At 71.4% G+C, this 19,833-nt stretch carries 12 protein-coding genes and 2 pseudogenes; 3 read left to right on the top strand and 11 right to left on the bottom strand.

Features of this window, described 5'->3' with window-relative positions; genetic code table 11:
- Positions 1–141: 141 nt before the first annotated feature.
- The 3 genes and pseudogenes from gdhA to purL all read right to left on the bottom strand — a co-directional run bounded on the left by gdhA (position 142) and on the right by purL (position 8,070).
- A pseudogene (gene gdhA, locus ABXS69_RS01945) lies at positions 142–1,480 on the bottom strand (NADP-specific glutamate dehydrogenase).
- Positions 1,481–1,665: 185 nt separating this feature from the next.
- The gene (locus tag ABXS69_RS01940; RefSeq protein ID WP_366180934.1) at positions 1,666–4,014 is read right to left on the bottom strand and encodes an alpha-amylase family glycosyl hydrolase; all 2,349 of its coding nucleotides are present in this window, start codon (positions 4,012–4,014) and stop codon (positions 1,666–1,668) included.
- A 1,677-nt stretch (positions 4,015–5,691) separates the two neighbouring features.
- On the bottom strand, positions 5,692–8,070 hold the full coding sequence (gene purL / locus ABXS69_RS01935) for a phosphoribosylformylglycinamidine synthase subunit PurL (RefSeq protein WP_366180933.1): 2,379 nt from the start codon (positions 8,068–8,070) through the stop codon (positions 5,692–5,694).
- Between the two features lie 175 nt (positions 8,071–8,245).
- On the opposite strand from purL, the pseudogene ABXS69_RS01930 reads away from it, so the two are divergent.
- Positions 8,246–9,692, top strand: a pseudogene (locus ABXS69_RS01930) (glycosyltransferase).
- Positions 9,693–10,254: 562 nt separating this feature from the next.
- Here ABXS69_RS01930 and purQ read toward each other — a convergent pair.
- The 8 genes from purQ to ABXS69_RS01890 form a co-directional block, all read right to left on the bottom strand.
- Positions 10,255–10,968 carry a phosphoribosylformylglycinamidine synthase subunit PurQ gene (purQ, locus tag ABXS69_RS01925; RefSeq protein ID WP_366180932.1) on the bottom strand — a complete coding sequence of 238 codons (714 nt, stop codon included), beginning with the start codon at positions 10,966–10,968 and terminating at the stop codon, positions 10,255–10,257.
- A gap of 3 nt (positions 10,969–10,971) precedes the next feature.
- Positions 10,972–11,226 (bottom strand): phosphoribosylformylglycinamidine synthase subunit PurS, encoded by a 255-nt coding sequence (locus ABXS69_RS01920; protein WP_366180931.1) that lies wholly within the window; start codon positions 11,224–11,226, stop codon positions 10,972–10,974.
- A gap of 333 nt (positions 11,227–11,559) precedes the next feature.
- The gene (locus ABXS69_RS01915; protein WP_366181603.1) at positions 11,560–11,754 is read right to left on the bottom strand and encodes a hypothetical protein; all 195 of its coding nucleotides are present in this window, start codon (positions 11,752–11,754) and stop codon (positions 11,560–11,562) included.
- A 111-nt stretch (positions 11,755–11,865) separates the two neighbouring features.
- A complete protein-coding gene (locus ABXS69_RS01910; RefSeq protein WP_366180930.1) occupies positions 11,866–12,798 on the bottom strand; it encodes a PsbA protein in 933 nt (310 codons plus the stop codon).
- Positions 12,799–13,398, bottom strand: a complete 600-nt coding sequence (locus ABXS69_RS01905; RefSeq protein WP_366180929.1) for a hypothetical protein — start codon at positions 13,396–13,398, stop codon at positions 12,799–12,801. It lies immediately after the preceding gene.
- A gap of 68 nt (positions 13,399–13,466) precedes the next feature.
- Positions 13,467–14,390, bottom strand: coding sequence for a phosphoribosylaminoimidazolesuccinocarboxamide synthase (locus ABXS69_RS01900; protein ID WP_366180928.1), 924 nt, complete (start codon positions 14,388–14,390; stop codon positions 13,467–13,469).
- Between the two features lie 93 nt (positions 14,391–14,483).
- The gene (purD, locus tag ABXS69_RS01895) at positions 14,484–15,737 is read right to left on the bottom strand and encodes a phosphoribosylamine--glycine ligase (protein ID WP_366180927.1); all 1,254 of its coding nucleotides are present in this window, start codon (positions 15,735–15,737) and stop codon (positions 14,484–14,486) included.
- Between the two features lie 181 nt (positions 15,738–15,918).
- Entirely contained in the window at positions 15,919–17,763 is a 1,845-nt protein-coding gene (locus tag ABXS69_RS01890) for a phosphoenolpyruvate carboxykinase (GTP) (protein WP_366180926.1), read from the bottom strand.
- A gap of 223 nt (positions 17,764–17,986) precedes the next feature.
- Here ABXS69_RS01890 and ABXS69_RS01885 point away from each other — a divergent pair, with 223 nt between their 5' ends.
- On the top strand, positions 17,987–18,754 hold the full coding sequence (locus tag ABXS69_RS01885) for a hypothetical protein (protein ID WP_366180925.1): 768 nt from the start codon (positions 17,987–17,989) through the stop codon (positions 18,752–18,754).
- A gap of 84 nt (positions 18,755–18,838) precedes the next feature.
- The gene (locus ABXS69_RS01880; protein ID WP_366180924.1) at positions 18,839–19,711 is read left to right on the top strand and encodes a hypothetical protein; all 873 of its coding nucleotides are present in this window, start codon (positions 18,839–18,841) and stop codon (positions 19,709–19,711) included.
- Positions 19,712–19,833: the final 122 nt, after the last annotated feature.

The raw sequence follows: 19,833 nt of genomic DNA, 5'->3' as shown, positions 1-19,833 counted from the left end.
CGTTCGGGCTTCCCGTCATGTGATCTACATCACATCTCAACCAGGCCCATGCGACGGCGCCCGCCACCTGTCGGGGGTGGCGGGCGCCGTCAAGGGCCAGACCGGGCAGCACGGGGCCGCCGATCCAGCGGGGGTCAGGGCTCAGACGATCCCGTGGGCGATCATGACGTCGGCGACACGGGTGAAGCCGGCGGCGTTGGCGCCCAGGACGTAGTCGCCGGGGCGGCCGTACTCCTCGGCGGCGGCCACGCAGGAGTCGTGGATGTCGGCCATGATGCCGGTGAGCTTGGCCTCGGCGGTCTCGAAGCTTCCAGCGGGTGCGGCCGGCGTTCTGCTCCATCTCGAGGGCGGAGGTCGCCACGCCACCGGCGTTGGCGGCCTTGCCGGGGCCGTAAAGGATTCCGGCGGCCTGGAAGGCCTCGATGGCCTCGGGGGTGGAGGGCATGTTGGCGCCCTCGGCGACGACGGCGCAGCCGTTGCGCAGCAGCGTGGCGGCACTGCCGCCGTCGAGCTCATTCTGGGTGGCGCAGGGCAGGGCGACCTCGGCCGGGACGTCCCAGACGCGCCCCTCGGTCACGAGGCGGGCGCCGGGGCGGCGGGAGGCGTAGTCGGCGACGCGGCCGCGCTCGACCTCCTTGACCTGCTTGAGGAGGTCGAGGTCCACGCCGGCCTCGTCGACGACATAGCCGGAGGAGTCGGAGAAGGTGATCGGGGTGGCGCCGAGCTGCTGGGCCTTCTCGATGGCGTAGATGGCGACGTTCCCGGAGCCGGAGACCACGACCCTCTTGCCCTCCAGGCTCTGGCCCTTGGTGGCGAGCATGGACTGGGCGAACAGGACGGTGCCGTAGCCGGTGGCCTCGGTGCGCACGAGGGAGCCGCCCCAGGCCAGGCCCTTGCCGGTGAGGACTCCGGCGTCGTAGGAGTTGCGCAGGCGCTTGTACTGGCCGAAGAGGAAGCCGATCTCGCGACCGCCCACGCCGATGTCACCGGCGGGTACGTCCGTGCTCGGGCCGATGTGGCGGGAGAGCTCGGTCATGAAGGACTGGCAGAAGCGCATGACCTCGGCGTCGGAGCGGCCGTGGGGGTCGAAGTCGGACCCGCCCTTGCCGCCGCCGATGCCCTGGTTGGTCAGGGCGTTCTTGAAGATCTGCTCGAAGCCGAGGAACTTGATGATGCCGGCGTTGACGCTGGGGTGGAAGCGCAGGCCGCCCTTGTAGGGGCCGAGGGCGGAGTTGAACTCGACGCGGAAGCCGCGGTTGACCTGGACGTTTCCGGCGTCATCAACCCACGGGACCCGGAAGATGACCTGGCGCTCGGGCTCGACGATGCGCTCGAGGAGGGCGTCCTCGGCGTAGTGCGGGTGCTTGGCGATGACGGGGGCGAGGGAGTCCAGCACCTCGCGAACTGCCTGATGGAACTCGGTCTCCCCGCGGTTGCGGGCGACCACCTGCTCATAGACCTTCTCAACGACTTCAGCCATAACGGACTCCTTCGGGTACTCGCGTCCTCACAAAAGGCACCGTGCTTCCGCCCCGGTGCCGGATTCAAGAGTCCCACCAACACGTTTCACTGAGATGAATACTCTCGCCCAGTGGAGCTCCCGCGCGGCCGGTTTCCAGCGCCCCGGGGCCTCCGGAGTGGCCGCTCGGCCCGCGCGCCCTCGGCTCAGGCCTTGGCCGCGTGGACGATGACGACCGACCAGGGCGCGACGACCACCTCGCCGTCGAGAACCTGCCCGGTCCCCTCGGGCCAGCAGTTGCACTCGGGCTCGGCCCAGGCGGCGGTGTCGGCGATCCGCCGCCACTGGACGTCGCCCTCATAGCCGGGCGCCTCGAAGGTGACGGCGTCGCCCGCCATGTTGATCATGGCGCAGAAGGCCTCGTCGGGGGCGTCGATGAGGACTCGCAGGGCGCGGTCGCCCTCCTGCGGGGAGCCGGATCCGGCCGGGGCGCGGAAGAGGTACGAGACGTCGTCGCCGCCGACCTGGTCATCGCCCCAGGAGGCCTGGCGCAGGGCGGGGTGGTCATTGCGCAGGCGCATGAGGAAGCGCGCGAAGCGGAACAGCGGATTGACATTCTCGCTGGGCGCGTCGAAGGCGCCGAGGTTGTCGTGGTAGGAGGCCTCGACGTCGGCCTCGACGGGGACGCCCTGGGGGTCGCTCGTGGCCAGCATCGCGTAGTTGTTGCGCATGGCGACGGTGTCGATGGCCCACGGGTTGTTGTTGCCGTTCTGGGTGCGGCCCATCTCGTCGCCGGCCACGACCATGGGCACGCCGCGCGAGAGCACGAGGATCGCCCAGAAGTTGCGCAGGCGCTGGCGGCGCAGGGCCCGGTCGCCGCCGGAGTCCCAGGAGATGTTGTCGTCGTTGCCGCCGTCGGAGGGGCCGAAGGGGGCGGGCAGGGCGTTGTTCTTGGCGGGGTAGCTCACGAGGTCGGCGAGGTTGAAGCCGTCGTGGGCCACGAGGAAGTTGACGGACTTCTGGGGGCCGCCATTGTCGTCGAAGTGGTGGTAGTCGCCGTTGACGACGTCGATGAAGGCCCCGGTGTTGCCGTCACCCTTGGCGAAGCGGCGCACGGCGTCGCGGTAGCGGCCGTTCCACTCGCCCCAGCCGCGCGGGAAGTTGCCGACCTCGTAGCCCCACAGGTCCCAGGCCTCGGCGATGACCTCGATGTCCTGCTCGGCGGCGAGGTCGGCGATGCCGGTGAGCAGCGGGTGCTCGTTGAAGAAGCGCTTGAGGTTGCCCCAGTCGTCGGCGGCGGCGTCAGCGGGCATGCGGCCCAGAACGGTGGCCAGGTCGAAGCGGAAGCCGTCCACTCCCATCGTCGTGCACCAGTAGCGCAGCGAGTCCAGGACGAGCTGGCGGGCCGCCGGGGAGGAGTAGTTGATCTGGTTGGAGGTGCCAGTGGCTCCGTCGACGAGGATCTTGTCAGTCGTCATCTGGTAGTACTCGGCGGTCGCGAAGCCGCCCAGGCTGGTGAAGCCGACGGTGTTCACGTCGCCGCCCCAGTTGCCGCCCTCGGCGGTGTGGTTGTAGACGACGTCGAGGTAGACCTCGATGCCGGCGGCGTGGAAGGCGTCGACCATCTCGGCGAACTCGCGGGTGGGGCCGCCCCAGCCCTTGTCCGCGGAGTACTGGCGGTTGGGGGCGAAGAAGGACAGGGTCATGTAGCCCCAGGCGTTGGCCTTGTCCTCGCGACCGGACTCCGAGGCGTTGGTCTCGTGGACGGGGAGGAGCTCGACGGCGGTGAATCCGGCGGCCTTGAGGTAGGGGGCGAGCATGCCGGCGCCCTTGTAGGTGCCCTGGTACTCGGCGGGGATGTCCGTGACGTCCTCGAAGCCGGACTCGCCGGCGAGCAGGTCGCGCAGGCGCGCGGCGGAGGGATGCCCGGTGAGCTGCTTGACGCTGGCCTCGTAGATGATGGCCCGCTCGGCGGGCAGGTGGGGCTTGGGGACAGCGGCGGCGCGGCCGGCGCCCTCCGGCAGGACGACGCCCTTGGGCGCGTAGGGGGCGGTGTCGATCTGGCGGCGCGGGACGGCGGTGCCGCCGACCTCGATCTCGTCGCCGCCGGTGCCGAAGACGCCGTCGTTGACGCCGTAGTCGGCCAGGCGGTCGGTGTAGACGGTGTGGGTGATCTCTCGGGAGTAGGGGTCGAAGAGGACCTTGTTGGGGTTGAAGCGGTTGCCCTGCTCGTCGAGGTCTGCCAGGAAGCCGACGGCGGAGCCGGGCGTCCAGGCAGGGTCGTAGGGCCAGTTGGGGCCCCAGGCGCGCCAGCCGAGGAGGGCGCCGGCCTCGAGGCCTGCGATCTGGGCGCGCCAGACGCCGTCCTCGCCGCGCGCAGGCAGGAAGGCGCTCGACGCCGTCGCGCCGAGGGCCTCGGGGTAGAGCTCGAGCTGGAGCCGGGTCGCGGCCGGGGCGTGGACGGCCACGGTGACGCCGTCGGGGCCCAGGTGGGTCCCGAGGGGCCAGTCGGCGCTCGCCCAGGCGGATTCGTTGACGGGAATGGGTTGAGACATGGGCTCGACCCTGCCACCGCCGTCTGAGAGCCACCTGTGGGGCACGGCGCCCGCGGAGCCCCCGCGGGGCGAGCGGATGGGGAGCGCTCCCGATCACGAGGGCCTTGCCGAGGCCGATCCTTGACGCATAGGGAATACGAGGGCTTGAATCGCCTTGGCACATGACACAGAAGGGCCACCGTCAATGACTGATCAGTCCCCCTACCCTCCCCAGCAGCCCTACCAGCCCTACCCCCAGGCCTCCGCACCCTCCGCCGGTCAGCCCGCTTACGCGCAGGCGCCGCAGGCCGGGACGCCCCAGTCCCCGTACGCCGCCGGCCCCTACGCGGGCCAGCCCATGGCCGTCTACCCGGTGATGCCCTACCCGCAGTCGGTGGGGCCGCAGCGCCCGGGCGCCGCGACGGGCGCGTCGGTGCTCGGCATCGTCAGCGGGGGGCTGGGCATCATCCTGGCTCTCGGCACGATCGTCGGCACGTCCACGATCGACTCCCTGACGTCCAGCACCGCGATCAGGGACGAGCTGAGCACCCTGACCACGATCAACTACCTCCTCGGATTCGCCGTGCTCATGACCGCCGTGGCGCTACTGACCACGGGCATCACCTTCCTCAAGGGCAGCGGGCACGGGGGCCTCCTGGGCGCCGCCATCGCGCAGGCCGTCCTGGCGTTCCTGTCCAACGTCATCTACCCGCTGCTGCTCCCCAGGATCCTCGGAATCGAGTCCTCCGCCCTCCCCCCACAGCATCAGGTTCAACGGCGGGACTGTTTTCAGCCTCCTCACCGGCCTCGGCCTGGCGGTGACCACCATCATCCTGCTCCTGAGCGCCTCGGCGAAGGGCTGGCGCAAGTAACGGACCGCGCTCTCAGCCCACCCACCCCAACGCGACGACGAAGGGCATCCATGACCGCCCCATATCTCCCCCAGCAGCCGTCCGATCCCGCTTACGGGCAGGCCCCGGCGCGGCCCGCGGGCGCCCAGCAGTCCTATGCCCCTGGGTATCAGCAGGGAGCCCCTGGCACGCCGGGGGCTCCGGGAGGGGCCGCCCCCTACGGCGGCTATGCCGTTCAGGCGCCGGTGGTGCTCGTGCCAGCGCCCCTCTACCCGGTGCCCGTCCCCGCCACGCCCCCGGGGCCGACCCGCCCCGGGACGGTGACGGGCGCCTGCGTCCTGGCCATTATCAGCGGCAGTCTCGGTCTCCTCCTGGGACTGAGCAATCTCGCCCTCTCCATTGATTTCGGCAATGAGAGCTCCAACCCCGACACGCTGGCCTGGCTGTACTACTTCTACTCCTTCGGGGTGATATTCACCGCCGCGGCCTTGCTGGCCACGGGGATCACCTTCCTGGGGAGGAATGGTTACGCCGTCCTCCTGGCCGCCGCGATCTCCCAGGCCGTGCTCACCATCACGCGCGACCTGGTCATCCCCCTCATGCCCTATGACGCTCTGGGGTACCACTCATCGGCCGCCGTGCCCACGAGCGCTGAGTTCATTCCCTACCTCGCCTTCGAGCTCATTGTCGGCATGGGGCTGGCGACGGCGACCATCTGCCTCCTCTTGCGCCAGGCCTCGAAGGCCTGGCGCAAGGAGCCCCCGCCTCCGATTTCATCGAGCGCATCCCCTCCCCCACGGGGGTATGACCCGTTGCGCGCTGGCGTGACAGGCTGGAGCGCCGCGCCTCAGAACAGCGCGGGGAGGGTCGCCTCCACACCGTCGCGCAGCTCGGCGAGGTCGAGCACGAGCGGGCGGCCGGTACCACCGTCGGCCAGCAGGTCCGTGCCGGTGACCACGAGGAGATCGCCGCCGGTGGTGCCGATGCGGGCGAAGGGCACCTCCTCGGCCGCGGCGGCGGCCTCGACGGCGGGCAGCAGCCCCTCGGGCACGGCGATGACGGCGCGGGCCCCGGTCTCGGAGAACAGGGCGGTGGCGTCGTCGAGGCCCTCGCCGGGCAGGGCGGCCAGGTCGATGGAGGCGCCGACGCCGAAGCGCAGGCAGGCGTCCACGAGCGTCTGAGCCAGGCCCCCGGCGGAGCAGTCGTGGGCGGCGCGCACGATCCGGGCGCCGCCGGGGCCGTCGGCCTCCGACAGGGCCACGAGGACGCGCCCGAGGGCCATCTCGGCGCCGAGGTCGACGCGCGGGGGCAGACCGCCGAGGTGATCGTGGATGACGCGGGACCAGGCGGAGCCATCGAGCTCGTCGGCGGTGGCGCCGAGCATGACGACGGCCAGGCCCTCCTCGTACCAGCCCGAAGGGTTGGCACGGCGCACGTCATCCATGACGCCGAGCACGCAGACCACGGGCGTGGGATTGATGGAGGAGTCGGGCAGGCCCTTGACCTTGCCGTGCGAGTTGTAGAGGGAGACGTTGCCGCCGGTGACGGGGATGCCCATCTCCTGGCAGGCGTCGGCCAGGCCCGTGATGGCCTCGACGAGCTGCCACATGGCGTCGGGGTCCTCCGGGGAGCCGAAGTTGAGGCAGTCGGAGACGGCGCGGGGAGTGGCGCCCACGGTGCACACGTTGCGGTAGGACTCGGCCAGCGCCTGGGCGGCGCCGGTGGCGGGGTCGAGCTTGGTGAAGCGGCCGTTGGCGTCGGTAGCGATGGCGACGCCCCTGCCGGTGGCCTCGTCGACGCGGATGACGCCGGCGTCGTCGGGCTGGGCGAGGGCGGTGTCGCCGCGCACGAAGCGGTCGTACTGGTTGGTGACCCAGGCGGCCGAGGCCTGGTTGGGACTGGTGACGAGGGCGCGAATCTGCTCGGTGAGGTCCTGGGCGCTCTCGGGGCGGGGCAGGCGCGCGGTGGTGTCCGCGTTGAGGGCGTCCTGCCAGGCGGGGCGCGCGTAGGGGCGGTCGTAGGTGGGGCCCTCGTGGGCAACCGTCTTGGGGTCGACGTCGACGATGCGCTCACCGAAGTGGTCGATGGTCAGGCGGCCGGAGCCGTTGACCTCGCCGATGACGGCGGCCTCGACGTCCCACTTGTCGATGACGGCCATGAACTCCTCGAGCCGCTCGGGGGCGACGACGGCCATCATGCGCTCCTGGGACTCGCTCATGAGGATCTCGCCGGCGGTGAGGGTGGGGTCGCGAAGAAGGACGTTCTCGAGGTCCACGTGCATGCCGCCGTCGCCGTTGGAGGCGAGCTCGCTGGTGGCGCAGGAGATGCCGGCGGCGCCCAGGTCCTGGATGCCCAGGACGAGGCCGCCCGAGAAGAGATCGAGGCAGCACTCGATGAGGACCTTCTCCATGAAGGGGTCCCCCACCTGCACGCTGGGCCGCTTGGCCGGCATGCCGTCCTCGAAGGACTCGCTGGCCAGGATGGAGGCGCCGCCGATGCCGTCGCCGCCGGTGCGCGCGCCGAAGAGCACCACCTTGTTGCCCGCGCCGGAGGCGTTGGCCAGGTGGATGTCCTCGTGGCGCAGGACTCCCACGCACAGGGCGTTGACGAGGGGGTTCTCCTGGTAGGAGGGGTCGAACTCGGTCTCGCCGCCGATGTTGGGCAGGCCCAGGCAGTTGCCGTAGCCGCCCACCCCGGCCACGACCCCGTGCACGACGCGGGCAGTGTCGGGGTGGCCCGCGGCGCCGAAGCGCAGCTGGTCCATGACGGCCACGGGCCGGGCCCCCATGGAGATGATGTCGCGCACGATGCCGCCGACGCCGGTGGCGGCGCCCTGGTAGGGCTCGACAAAGCTGGGGTGGTTGTGGGACTCGACCTTGTAGGTGACGGCCCAGCCGTCACCGATGTCGACGACGCCGGCGTTCTCCCCCATGCCGACGAGCAGGTGCTCGCGCATCTCGGGGGTCACCTTGGCGCCGAACTGCTTGAGGTGGATCTTGGAGGACTTGTAGGAGCAGTGCTCGGACCACATCACGGAGTACATGGCGAGCTCGGCGGCGGTGGGGCGCCGCCCCAGGAGCTCCTTGATGGAGGCGTACTCGTCATCCTTCAGGCCGAGCTCGCGGTAGGGCATCTCCTGGTCGGGGGTCGCGGCGGCGTCAGCAACGGTGTCGGGGTGCTCGACGGGACGGGGGGCGGTCTCGGCGGTGCGGGCTGTGTGAGCCATGCGGCTGCTCCTGGAGGTGGTCGGGAGGGGGCCTCGCCTGAGGATACCCGGCAGGTGGGGGCGACCGGCCATGAGTCCCCCAGGTGAGCCGGTCGGGGAGCGCGATCCGCGGTTCGAGACGAAGACGCGCCCCAAAGGTGCGGCGTCTCACACGCAGACAGGGCAAGATCGTGCCATGAGACCCATCGACGTCGCACCACTGTCCCTGTCAGAGGCTCGAGCCCCACCTCGATGAGGTCGCCGCGCACCGGCTCCGCGACGGCGTGGCGGCCGCGCAGGCGCTCCTGGAGGGACGCGTCCTATGGACCGTGACCCCCACGGACCAGGCGGGCGCCGGCCCCGTGGAGACCGTGGCCCCCCTGGTGGGCTACGCCCGCGGCCTGGGCGTCGACGCCCGGTGGCTGTGCCTGGACGCTCCGGCGGAGTTCACCGCCCTCAGCGGGCGCCTGCACTCGTGGATCCATGGCGACATCGGGGACCGGGGCCGTCTGGGGGACAAGGAGCGCGACCTCTACGAGCACACGCTGGCGTCCAACGCGGAGAACGTCGCCGGGGACATCTGCGAGGGCGACATCGTCATCCTCCATGATCCGGCGACCGCCGGCCTGGCGCGCCCCCTGAAGGCAGCGGGCGCCGTCGTCGTGTGGCGCTGCCACGCGGGCGCGGACCTGGCCACCGCCAGCCCCGAGGGCGTGGAGGACGCCCAGCGCGCCTGGGCCTTCCTGGACCGCTACCTGGAGGACGCCGACTACGTGATCGTCTCCTGCGAGGAGTACCGCCCGCCCTTCACCGAGCCCGAGGCCTGCGCCGTCATCCCGCCCTCCATCAACCCCGACAGCCCCAAGAACCGGGTCCTCGACATGGATGAGGCCTGGTCGATCGCGCGCCTGGCGGGGATCTTCGACGGCGAGCCCCCCTTCGACGCCTTCCCCTTCATCCGCGGCGACGGACGGGCGGACGCGCTCCGCTCCGCGGCGGCCGAGGGCGGCGTCATGCGCGCCGGGGGCCCGGTACCGCTGGGAGCGCGGACGATCACGCAGGTCTCGCGCTGGGACCGGCTCAAGGGCATGAGGGAGTTGGCGATCGCCTTCGCGGAGAACCTCGGGACCCTCCCCGACGACGCGCGCCTGCTGCTGGTGGGCCCTCGGCCCGGGAGCGGCACCGCCGCGGCACTGGTGCTGGACGAGGTCGTCGAGGCCGTCGACCTCCTCCCCGCGGCGGCGCGCTCGCGCATCCACATCGCGGCGGTGCCCGCCCAGGACCGGGAGGTCAACGCCCTCGTGGTCAACGCCGTGCAGCGGGTGAGCTCGGTGGTCTCCCAGCGCTCGATCGTCGAGGCCTTCGGGCTGACAGTGGCTGAGGCGATGTGGAAGAAGACCCCCGTGGTAGCCTCCGGCGTCGGGGGGATCCGCACGCAGGTGACCGACGGCGTCGACGGCGTCCTCGTGGACCCGCATGACGGCGCCGCCTGGGCTCAGGCCGTGGCAGACCTGCTGCTCTTCCCCGAGCGGGCGGCGGAGATGGGGGCGACGGCGCACGAGTCGGTGCGCCGCTCCTTCCTGCCGGACCGGCATCTCCTGCAAGTCCTCGACGCCCTCGCGGCGGCCCTTGAGAGGTCCTGAGGCCCGGCCCTAGCCGCCGGGCGCGCCCCTCACCCGGAGTTTTCCACAGGCTTCCTCCACAGGCATGTGCGCAGTGGAGGACGAGCCGCGAGATAGCGGGCCTCCGCCTGTGAAGGCGGCCTCACACCCACGATTGCGCCCCCGTATGTACCGCACACGGGGGCGCAAGCCTTCGTTCAGGGCACTTACAGGGTCTTGCCAGGATCGGTCAAATCCCCGAGATTATGCGGCTTTCCCCACGTTTTGAACTCTCGGGGCCCTGTTTCCCGCAGCAGGTCGCCATTCCGGGGAGGCACCCGAGAAGCCGGCCCCGGCATAGGGTCGCTCCTCCCCGATCACGATGCCGACACGATTCCAGCGCTTCGGTCTCAGAGTGGTCAACACAGGCTTGTCCACAGCCCGCCGGGCGACCTTGTGGATAACTCCCAGGCTTCTCACAGGTTCCCGATCGTGCCCCACGGGCGCATCCGGGCGCCCCTGCCCGGGGCCCCCGTCCCGCCGGGCGCGCGTTCCTTCCCCGGTGCGCGCCGCGCGCACCGGGGAAGGAACGAAGAGAAGCGGCTCAGGCGGCCACGAGGGAGCTGATGACCGACCGGAAGATCCGCAGGCCGTCAGTTCCGGTACGGGGGCCGGCGGGCGAGTCGGGGCCGAACCCCGGCTCCACCGCGTGCTCGGGGTGGGGCATGAGGCCGACGACATTCCCGCGCTCGTTCCTCACCCCGGCGATATCCCTCGCCGAGCCGTTGGGGTTGTCGATGTAGCGGAAGACGATGAGGCCCTCGCCCTCGAGGCGGTCGAGCTCCTCTGGGGAGGCGATGAAGTTGCCCTCGCCGTTCTTCAGTGGGACGACGATCTCCTCTCCATCGTCCATGGACGCCGTCCAGGCGGTCGTCGTCGACTCCACGCGCAGGCGCTGCTCGCGGCAGTAGAACTTCTGGTGGTCGTTGCGGATGAGGGCGCCGGGCAGCAGATGGGCCTCGGCGAGGATCTGGAAGCCGTTGCAGATGCCCAGGACCGGCATCCCGGCGCCGGCCGCGTTGATGACCTCGCCCATGACGGGCGCGAAGCGGGCGATGGCGCCGCAGCGCAGGTAGTCACCGTAGGAGAAGCCGCCGGGGACGACGACGGCGTCCACGCCCCTCAAGTCGGCGTCCTTGTGCCACAGGCTCACGGCCTCGCCGCCGGCCAGGCGGATGGCGCGGGCGGCATCGACGTCGTCGAGGGTGCCGGGGAAGGTGATGACCCCGATGCGGGCGCCGATGGGGCTGTCACTCACGGCTCAGTCCTCCTCGAGCGGGCGGATGGAGACAACGTCCTCGATGATGGGGTTGGACAGAAGGGTGCTGGCGGCCTGCGCGGCGTCGTCGAGGTGCTCCTGGGTGACGGGCCCCTCGACGGCGAGCTCGAAGCGACGCCCCTGCCGAACTCCGGTGAATCCGGTGAGGCCGATCCTGGGCAGGCTCCCCATGACGGCCTTGCCCTGCGGGTCGAGGATCTCCGGCTTGGGCATGACTTCAACGACGATGCGTCCCAATGTGTTCTCCTGGGAGTTGGGGGAAGTGCGGCGCGACCAGTGTAACCAGTCCGCGCCCGCGCCTCTGGGGCTGTCCACCGCCGCCGTGCCCAAGGGCCGCGGACGGCACGCTCACGCTCGGCGGAACCCGGCAGAATCCGCGGAATCCCGCGGTTCTCAGAATCGACGCTCTCAGCTCCTCAGGCTCCCATGTGCATGAGCAAGGCCCATGCACATGGGAGCCTCAGAGCCGGTTCTCACCTTCAGGACAGAATCACCGGAATACCAACGAAAAGCTCGAAAACGCCAAAGCACACCAATCACATGAGCGTGCAACACCCGCGCTCATGGGCGCTAGGCGTACTGACCGAGGACGTTGGTCAAGCGGGTGATAGGTGGCTCGTCGCCCCGGTAGCGGTCAGCCCACCGCTTGACGGTGGGCCATGAGACCTGGGCGGCGGCCTCGGGGACCGGCGCGCCGTTGTCGACGACGAGACGGGCGACGACCAGACGGCGCTCAGGGGGCAGCCGCGTTAGCGTGAGACGCAAGAGGGCCTTCCTGGCTCGGCGCTGTCGCGAGCCCCACTCAGCCAGCAAGGCCCTCCCTTTGCTCACACGCCCGGATCGCAGTCCTTCAACCAACCTCTCCGGCCAGTGCATCTAGATGCGGCCGAGCCAGTCCCCGGCGAACTTGAGCGCGAGGATGCCGCCGATGGCCAGGGCGCAGGTGCCGATGAGCCAGGCGGGCCCCAGCACGAGGGCGATGACGGCGCAGACCACGGCGGCGGCGAGCATGAAGCCGCCGACGGCGCCCGCCACGCCCGCGGGCGCCTGGCTCGACTGGTCCACCGTGGAGGTCCCCATGAGGGGCCTCGGGCCCGAGCCGACGGCGACGCGCGGCCCGGCCCCGGTGGAGGCGAGCCCGGCGGGATCGTTCTCGGCGCCTGAGGAGAGCAGGCGCTGGGGGTCGGCGACGTTGACATCGCCATTGGTCAGCCCGGCGGCCACATCCACGAAGCTGGGCTCCCAGCGCTCGGCCTCGCCGCGCACCGGCGTGCCGCCGGCCCAGGCGAGGTACCCGGCGGCGGATACGAGTCCAGCGCCTCCCAGGACGACGACGAGCCAGGGCGGCACCCAAGGGTGCCCGGCGTTGGCGGCCGTGGCCAGGCGCATCGCCGAGGTGGTGGCCAGGACGAGGCCGAGGAGGGCGCATGCGATGCCCGCCAGGCGCTGGCGCACGAGCGAGGCCGGCCAGGGGGTGCGGGCCCTTTGCAGCGGCGTGGGCTCCGTGGAGCGGCCGCGCCCAACGCCCCAATCAGTGCCCCGGGGGTTGCGGGGCCCTCCGGATGGGAAAGGGCCATCCGGGCCGGGAGCGCCGGGCCCATTGGACTCCGAGGGGCCGCCGTCCGAGGCGGGGCGGGAGGGACGTCCGAGGGCATCGGGGCCCAGGTCCTCATCGGCGTCGATGATCTCGGCCTCGGACCAGGTGGGGCGCCGCCTCCGGCCGGATCCTCTCGAGGGGCGCGACTGGCCCCAGTTGACGGGCCCTCGCTCGGACGCGGGCCGACGATCCCGGCCGATCGGCGGGACCACTCAGATCACCTGCCCGAGGATGGAGGCCAGCCCGAGGGAGATGAGGAGGAAGCCGAGGGCGGCCACGAGGATCTGGCCGAGTCGCAGCAGGGACTCGCCCGTCGTGGTGCCGGAGAGGCGCTCGTCGGCGGCGCGGCCCAGCGGGGTCGAGACCAGGGCGGTGGACACTGGGCCGGAGACGACGTCGAGGGCGGTGAGCTCGCGACGGCCACTGGGCTCGGGCAACGCGATGGCGGTGGAGCCGCCCGAGGGGATGACGGTCAGCTCGGCGCCGGGGGCGGCGGGCCGGCCGAGGCGCCCCTGAGGGCTCGCCTCGCCGATGCGGGCCGATTCGGCCATGGCGCGCTTGCGCGCGGCGGCGGCGCGGTTGCGATCCAGCCGCAGGCGCGGGGCGTTGACGACGAGCGAGCGCGCGGGGACCCGAAGGGCGGCGATGAGCCCGAGGCCGACGAGTAGCAGGGCGATCCCCCCGAGGATCGCGGAGGTCCCCCGGGCCCCCAGGGCGCTGGCGAGCGCGGCGGCCAGGGCGAGGATGACGACTGCCGTCGCCACGACGACGAGTGCGACGAAGCCCCGCCCCGGACTGAAGCTGTGGGTCACGCGGGGCGCGGGGTCCCCGGGCGCGCGTGGGGCGGGGCCCCCGGGCACTGCGCCCGGGCCGACCGTCGTCACCGGGCCTCCCCGAGGTCGAGGGGCGCCCCGGTGAGGCGCTCGTACGCCTCGAGATAGCGCGCACGGGTGCGCTCGACGACGTCGTCGGGCAGGGCGGGGGGCCTCTCATCGGAGGCGCGGTCCCAGCCGGAGGCCGGGGAGACGAGCCAGTCGCGCACGTACTGCTTGTCGAAGGAGGGGGTGGGCCTGCCCTCCTCCCACTCCTCGGCGGGCCAGAACCGGGAGGAGTCGGGGGTGAGGACCTCGTCGCCCAGGATGAGGGAGCCGTCGGGGCCGGCGCCGAGCTCGAACTTGGTGTCGGCGATGACGATGCCGCGCCGGGCGGCGATGTCGACGGCGCGCGTGTAGAGGGCGAGGGTGACGTAGCGGAGCTTGGCGGCGGTGGCCTCTCCCACCATCTCGACGACTCGCTCGTAAGAGATGTTCTCGTCGTGCTCCCCGACCTCGGCCTTGGCGGCGGGGGTGAAGATCGGCTGGGGCAGGAGGGAGGCCTCGGTCAGGCCGTAGGGCAGTGGCAGGCCGCAGACGGTCTTGTTGAGGCGGTACTCGATGAGGCCGGAGCCGGTGAGGTAGCCGCGGGCGACGCACTCGATAGGGTGCATGTCGAGGCGGCGGCAGATCATGGCGCGCCCTGTGACCTCCTCGGGCACGTCGAGGGTGACGAGGTGGTTGGGGACCACGTCGGCGAGCTGCTCGAACCACCAGGCGGACATGGCGGTGAGGATGCGGCCCTTGTCCGGGATGGTGGTGTCCAGGACGTGGTCGTAGGCGCTGATGCGGTCCGAGGCGACGATGAGGAGGACGTCCTGGCCCGCCCAGGGGCAGGTGGCATCGGGGGTGTAGACATCGCGGACCTTGCCGCTGGAGCGGTGGGCCCAGCCCGGGACAGTCAGGGGGGCGGGGCCTGGCGTGGTGCTCATGCGCCCATCCTGCCACCCTGACCTGCCCGCGCGCAGCGAAGACCTGCCCAATGGCCCCGTAACTCGCGGTGGCGCGGGGCGGGCGAGCGGGGCTCAGCGCCCGGCGGCGATGTCAGTGCGGTACTGGGCGCCGTCGAGACGGATGCGGCTGATCGCCTGGTAAGCGCGCTCCCTCGCGTCGGCGACCGAGTCTCCGAGGGCCACGACGGACAGGACCCGCCCGCCGGTGGCGATGAGGGCGCCGTCGTCATCCCGCCCGGTGCCGGCGTGAAGGACATGGACGCCGTCGACGCTCTCGGCCTCCTCGATGCCGGTGATGGCCCCGCCGGTGGCCACGGTGCCGGGGTAGCCGGGGGCGGCGAGGACGACGTCGACGGCGGCCCGGGCGCTCCAGGTGGGCTCGGGGGCCTCGGCGAGGCGGCCGGTGGCGGCGGCCAGGAGGAGCTCGGGCAGGGAGGAGGTCAGGCGCGCGAGGACCGCTTGGGTCTCGGGGTCGCCGAATCGCGCGTTGAACTCGATGACGCGCAGGCCCTTGGAGGTCAGGGCGAGGCCGCAGTAGAGGAGGCCGACGAAGGCCGTGCCACGGCGGGCGAGCTCGTCGATCACGGGCTGGGCGACGGTGTCGACGACTTGCTCGGCGAGGTCGGCGGGCGCCCAGGCCAGCGGCGTGTAGGCGCCCATGCCTCCGGTGTTGGGACCGGTGTCCCCGTCGCCGAGGCGCTTGAAGTCCTGGGCGGGGGCGAGGGCGCGGACAGTGGCGCCGTCGCAGACGCAGAAGATGGAGGCCTCGGGGCCATCGAGGTAGTCCTCGACGACGACGCGCCCGCCCTGCTTGGCCAGGCAGGCGAGACCGTGGTCGAGGGCCGTGGCGCGATCGGGGGTGACGACGACGCCCTTGCCTGCGGCCAGGCCATCCTCCTTGACGACGTGGGGGGCGCCGAAGCGGTCGAGGGCCGCCTCGAGCTCAGCGGGGGTGTCGCAGACGGCGGCCTCCGCGGTGGGGACGCCGGCGGAGGCCATGACCTCCTTGGCGAAGGCCTTGGAGCCCTCGAGGCGGGCGGCCCCGGCTCCGGGGCCGAAGCAGGGGATGCCCGCGGCGCGGACAGCGTCGGCGACCCCGGCGACGAGAGGCGCCTCGGGACCGATGACAACGAGGTCGGCGCTCATCTGCTGGGCGAGCGCGACGACGGCCTCGGGATCGTTGGCATCGGCGCTGATGTTCGTGGCGATGGCGGCCGTGCCCGGGTTCCCGGGGGCGACGACGAGCTCTGCGGTGGCGGGGTCGGACGCGAGGGCGCGGGCCAGGGCGTGCTCGCGCGCGCCGGAGCCCAGAAGCAGGATCTTCATGTGGCCAGCGTAGCCGGGCGACCGGCGCTCGTGGCACCGCTCGCCGGCGGGCCGACCAGGGCGGGAGGACCGCCGGCGAGCGGAGGGCGCGGACGGTGACGAACGGGGGCCCGGACCGCATTGACGGTCCGGGCCCCCGTTGGAGCCTTCCTCACTCACAGGGGTGAGGCGCTAACAGCCCTCAGGCCTTGGCGGCGGCGATGCGCTCGCGGAACTTCGCCAGCTCCTCGCGGATCGCCGCGGGGACCTTGTCGCCGAACTGGGAGAAGTACTGCTCGGTGTCGTCCATCTCGGCGGCCCAGGCGTCCGGGTCGATGTCGTACATCTTGGCCCAGTCCTCCTCGGACACGCCGGCGCCCTCGAGGTTGAAGTCCTCGAGCTTGGGGTAGATACCCGTGACACCCTCGATGCCCTCGACCTCGCCGGAGGCGCGACGCACGATCCAGTCCAGGACGCGGGAGTTGTCCCCGTAGCCCGGCCAGAGGAACTTGCCGTCCTCGTCCTTGCGGAACCAGTTGACCTGGTAGACCTTCGGGAAGTTCTCGCCCAGCTGCTCCTGGATCTCGAGCCAGTGGCCCCAGTAGTCCGCCATGTTGTAGCCGCAGAAGGGCAGCATGGCGAAGGGGTCGTGGCGCAGCGAGCCGGCCTTGACGTCCGTGGCGGCGGCGGTGACCTCGGAGGCCACGGAGGCGCCGATGAACACGCCGTGGGCGGGCGAGTACTGCTCGGCGACCAGCGGCACGTTGGAGGCGCGGCGGCCGCCGAAGAGGATCGCGTCGATGGCGACGCCCTCAGGAGCCTCCCAGTCGGGGCAGATGATCGGGCACTGCGAGGCCGGGGTGGTGAAGCGTGAGTTCGGGTGCGCCGCCTTCTTGCCCTCGGCGGCGTCAGCCGGGGTGAAGTCGTTGCCGAGCCAGTCGATGAGGTGCTCGGGCATCTCGGCGTCGATGCCCTCCCACCACACGTCGCCGTCGTCCGTGAGGGCGACGTTGGTGAAGATGGTGTTGGCCTTCATGGTCTCCATGGCCATCGGGTTCGTCTTGTAGGACGTGCCCGGGGCGACACCGAAGAAGCCGGCCTCGGGGTTGATGGCGCGCAGGCGGCCGTCCTCGCCCTGACGCATCCAGGCGATGTCGTCACCGACGGTCTCGACCTTGTAGCCCTCGATGGTGGGCTGGAGCATGGCGAGGTTGGTCTTGCCGCAGGCGCTCGGGAAGGCGGCGGTGACGTGGTACTGCTTGCCGGACTTCTCGTCGGTCAGGCGCAGGATGAGCATGTGCTCGGCCATCCAGCTGTCGCGGCGGGCCATCGTCGAGGCGATGCGCAGCGCGTAGCACTTCTTGCCCAGCAGGGCGTTGCCGCCGTAGCCGGAGCCGTAGGACCAGATCTCGTTGGTCTCGGGGAAGTGGGTGATGTACTTCTCCTCGTTGCACGGCCAGGTGGTGTCCTCCTGACCGGGGGCGAGGGGGGCGCCGACGGAGTGGACGGCGGGAACCCAGGGGCGGCCCTCGTTGATGAGGTCCATCGCCTTGGTGCCGATGCGCGCCATGATGCGCATGTTGCACACGACGTAGGGGGAGTCGGTGATCTCAATGCCGAGCTGCGAGATCGGGCCGCCCAGGGGGCCCATGGAGAAGGGGATCACGTACATGGTGCGACCGGCGTAGGTGCCGTCGAACTTCTCATTGAGGATGGCCTTCATCTCGGCCGGGTCGTACCAGTTGTTGGTGGGGCCCGCGTCCTCCTCCTTCTCGGAGCAGATGTAGGTCCGGGACTCAACACGCGCGACGTCGCTGGGCAGCGAGCGGGCGAGGAAGGAGTTGGGGCGCTTCTCCGGGTTGAGGCGGGTGAACATGCCCGACTCGACCATCTCGGAGGTCAGGCGGTCCCACTCCTCGTCGGAGCCGTCAGCAAAGTAGACCTTCTCCGGCTTGCCGAGCTCGGCGAGGCGGATGGCGAAGTCGATGACGTCCTCGGGCGCGTTAGCGGGAGCGGCAGCGCGGACGTCCTGCGCAGTGGCAGTCATATGAGTCCCTTCCTTGGGTTGGTTGACTCTCAATCGGTCGAGTCCAATCCTCCCCCACAACGCGCTGGGAGTCACGCGCACCTTGGTCCTATCGGGGCTCTTTCACCAGAAGCGCAGAGGTGGCACGGGGCCATGGCCTGCGCCACATCCTCGGCATCCTCATCGCGCCCGTCAACAGCCCCGGCGCCCTCGCCAGCCGGGGTACGGTCGAGCCGTGATGAGCATGGACCCTGACCGAATCGCCAGCGTCGCGCGCCCCCTCCGCCGACGGGGCCGCGCGGCCCGCCTGGCCGCGCTCGCCGCGCCCCTGACCATGGCGCTGAGCGCCTGCACGGCCAACCTCGAGATGGAGATCGGCGAGGACGGCCGGTACAGCGCCGTCGTCGAGATGCGGGACTCCACGGGCAAGGTCCTCAAGTCCGAGGATGACTGCCAGAGCCTGGCGGACAAGGCCGTCGCGGGCACCTCCGCGAGCTCGCGGGCCGAGGTCCTCGAGGCCGATGACGCCGAGATCGCCTGCAAGATCACCGTGAGCGGCGTGGAGATCCCCTCGTCCGACCAGGCGGCCCCGGGCGCGATCGTCGCGCGTGAGGGCGATCTGTACGTGGTCGAGCTGACGACGCTCACCGATCGCCTCACGGTCCCGACGGGCGCCGCGACCCCCTCGGGGAGGGGCGACTCGCAGGGGCCCCAGGGCTCCGCGCCCCCGGGCGCCGCGGTCGGGCCGACCGCGGCGCCGCTCGACTCGAGGATCTCGGTGACCTTCCCGGGCGCCGTCGTCGACGGCGGCGGCGGCCGCGTCGACGGCAGGACCGTCACCTGGGAGGACACGGATGCGCTCGTCGCCGGCATCCGCGCCACCGGATACGCGCGGGCGAACGCCGGCCTGGGCTTCTGGGACCGCTACTCCTGGTGGGTGATCGGCGGCACGGCCGCGCTGGCGGCGGCCGTGGCGACGGCTGCTTTCATGCGCCGCCGAGCGCGGGGCTGACAGCCCCGCGGCGCTTTCCGCGCGACGGCGCCATGGGGCGCGCTCCCCTAGTGCGCCGGGGCTCCCCATCCGTATGCTGCTCCTATGGCTATCTCCTCGCTGCGCCGCAAGATCACAACGGCTCTCCTCCTGCCCACCACCGCCCTCACCCTCGCCGCCTGCGGTGGCAGCGTCGACTTCAAGATCCATGAAGACGACACCTTCGACATGACGATGGTCGCATGGGACAGCACGAACTCCGGAGTCCTGACAAAGGAATCCTGCACGGAGGAGACGATGGCCAGCCAGGGATTCAGCAGCTCCGGCCTCCCGAATGGGGTGAAGCCGACCTACACCTTCGGGGACAAGGACGGCGGCCCTTCGTGCACGATGGAGATGAAGGGCGTCAAGCTGAGTGACACGAAGTCGACCAACGGCGACGGCATCAAGCACGAGGGCGATACGTACGTCTTCACCTGGGACGTGTCCAACATGCGGGACAGCTCGCGGAGCACGCCTCCCGGGGTCGCCCTCTCGGCCAGTGTCGCCTTCCCCGGCGAGGTGACCGAGAACTCCGGCAGCTCCACGGTTGATGGAACGAAGGTGACCTGGAAGAACATCCTGACCGAATCCGACACCACGTTGCGCGCCGTCGGCAAGGACAAGGGCAGGGGCTCCGGCTCCTCCTCCGGCTCCTCCGACTCGAAGCTCCCCCTCATCCTGGGCGTCGGCGGGGGCGTGGCCCTGCTCGTCATCGGTGGCATCGTGGCGGTGGTCGTCGCCTCCAAGAAGAAGAAGGTCGCCGCCTCGGCGCTGCCCTACGGCGCGCCCGCGGTCCCCGGCCAGCCGATGCAGCCCGGGTACGGCCCCACTGCGGGTTACGGCGCGGGGCAGCCCGGCTACCCGCAGCAGTACGCCCAGCCCGGGCAGCAGGCCTACCAGCAGCCGCCCCAGCAGCCCTACGGCGGTCAGTACTGAGAGCAGCTGAGCGTGGCCCGGCCCGTGGGCCCGGCCCGTGGGCCCGGCCCGTGGGCCCGGCCACGCGATAGGAGCCCCCGGCATCCGCTGATGCCGGGGGCTCCTATCTCGCCGATCCGCCC

The sequence above is a fragment of the Actinomyces timonensis genome, from assembly GCF_040702965.1.
In the GTDB taxonomy this organism is placed as follows: domain Bacteria; phylum Actinomycetota; class Actinomycetes; order Actinomycetales; family Actinomycetaceae; genus Actinomyces; species Actinomyces timonensis_A.
Note: the sequence above shows the minus strand (reverse complement) of the source record. Positions and strands in the feature narration are given on the sequence as shown.

What these genes read in the sequence shown, in the direction of transcription:
- ABXS69_RS01940 (WP_366180934.1), bottom strand. Translation starts at nt 4,014, where the DNA reads ATGTCTCAACCCATTCCCGTCAACGAATCCGCCTGGGCGAGCGCCGAC.
- purL (WP_366180933.1), bottom strand. Translation starts at nt 8,070, where the DNA reads ATGGCTCACACAGCCCGCACCGCCGAGACCGCCCCCCGTCCCGTCGAG.
- ABXS69_RS01900 (WP_366180928.1), bottom strand. Translation starts at nt 14,390, where the DNA reads ATGAGCACCACGCCAGGCCCCGCCCCCCTGACTGTCCCGGGCTGGGCC.
- purD (WP_366180927.1), bottom strand. Translation starts at nt 15,737, where the DNA reads ATGAAGATCCTGCTTCTGGGCTCCGGCGCGCGCGAGCACGCCCTGGCC.
- ABXS69_RS01890 (WP_366180926.1), bottom strand. Translation starts at nt 17,763, where the DNA reads ATGACTGCCACTGCGCAGGACGTCCGCGCTGCCGCTCCCGCTAACGCG.
- ABXS69_RS01885 (WP_366180925.1), top strand. Translation starts at nt 17,987, where the DNA reads ATGGACCCTGACCGAATCGCCAGCGTCGCGCGCCCCCTCCGCCGACGG.
- ABXS69_RS01880 (WP_366180924.1), top strand. Translation starts at nt 18,839, where the DNA reads ATGGCTATCTCCTCGCTGCGCCGCAAGATCACAACGGCTCTCCTCCTG.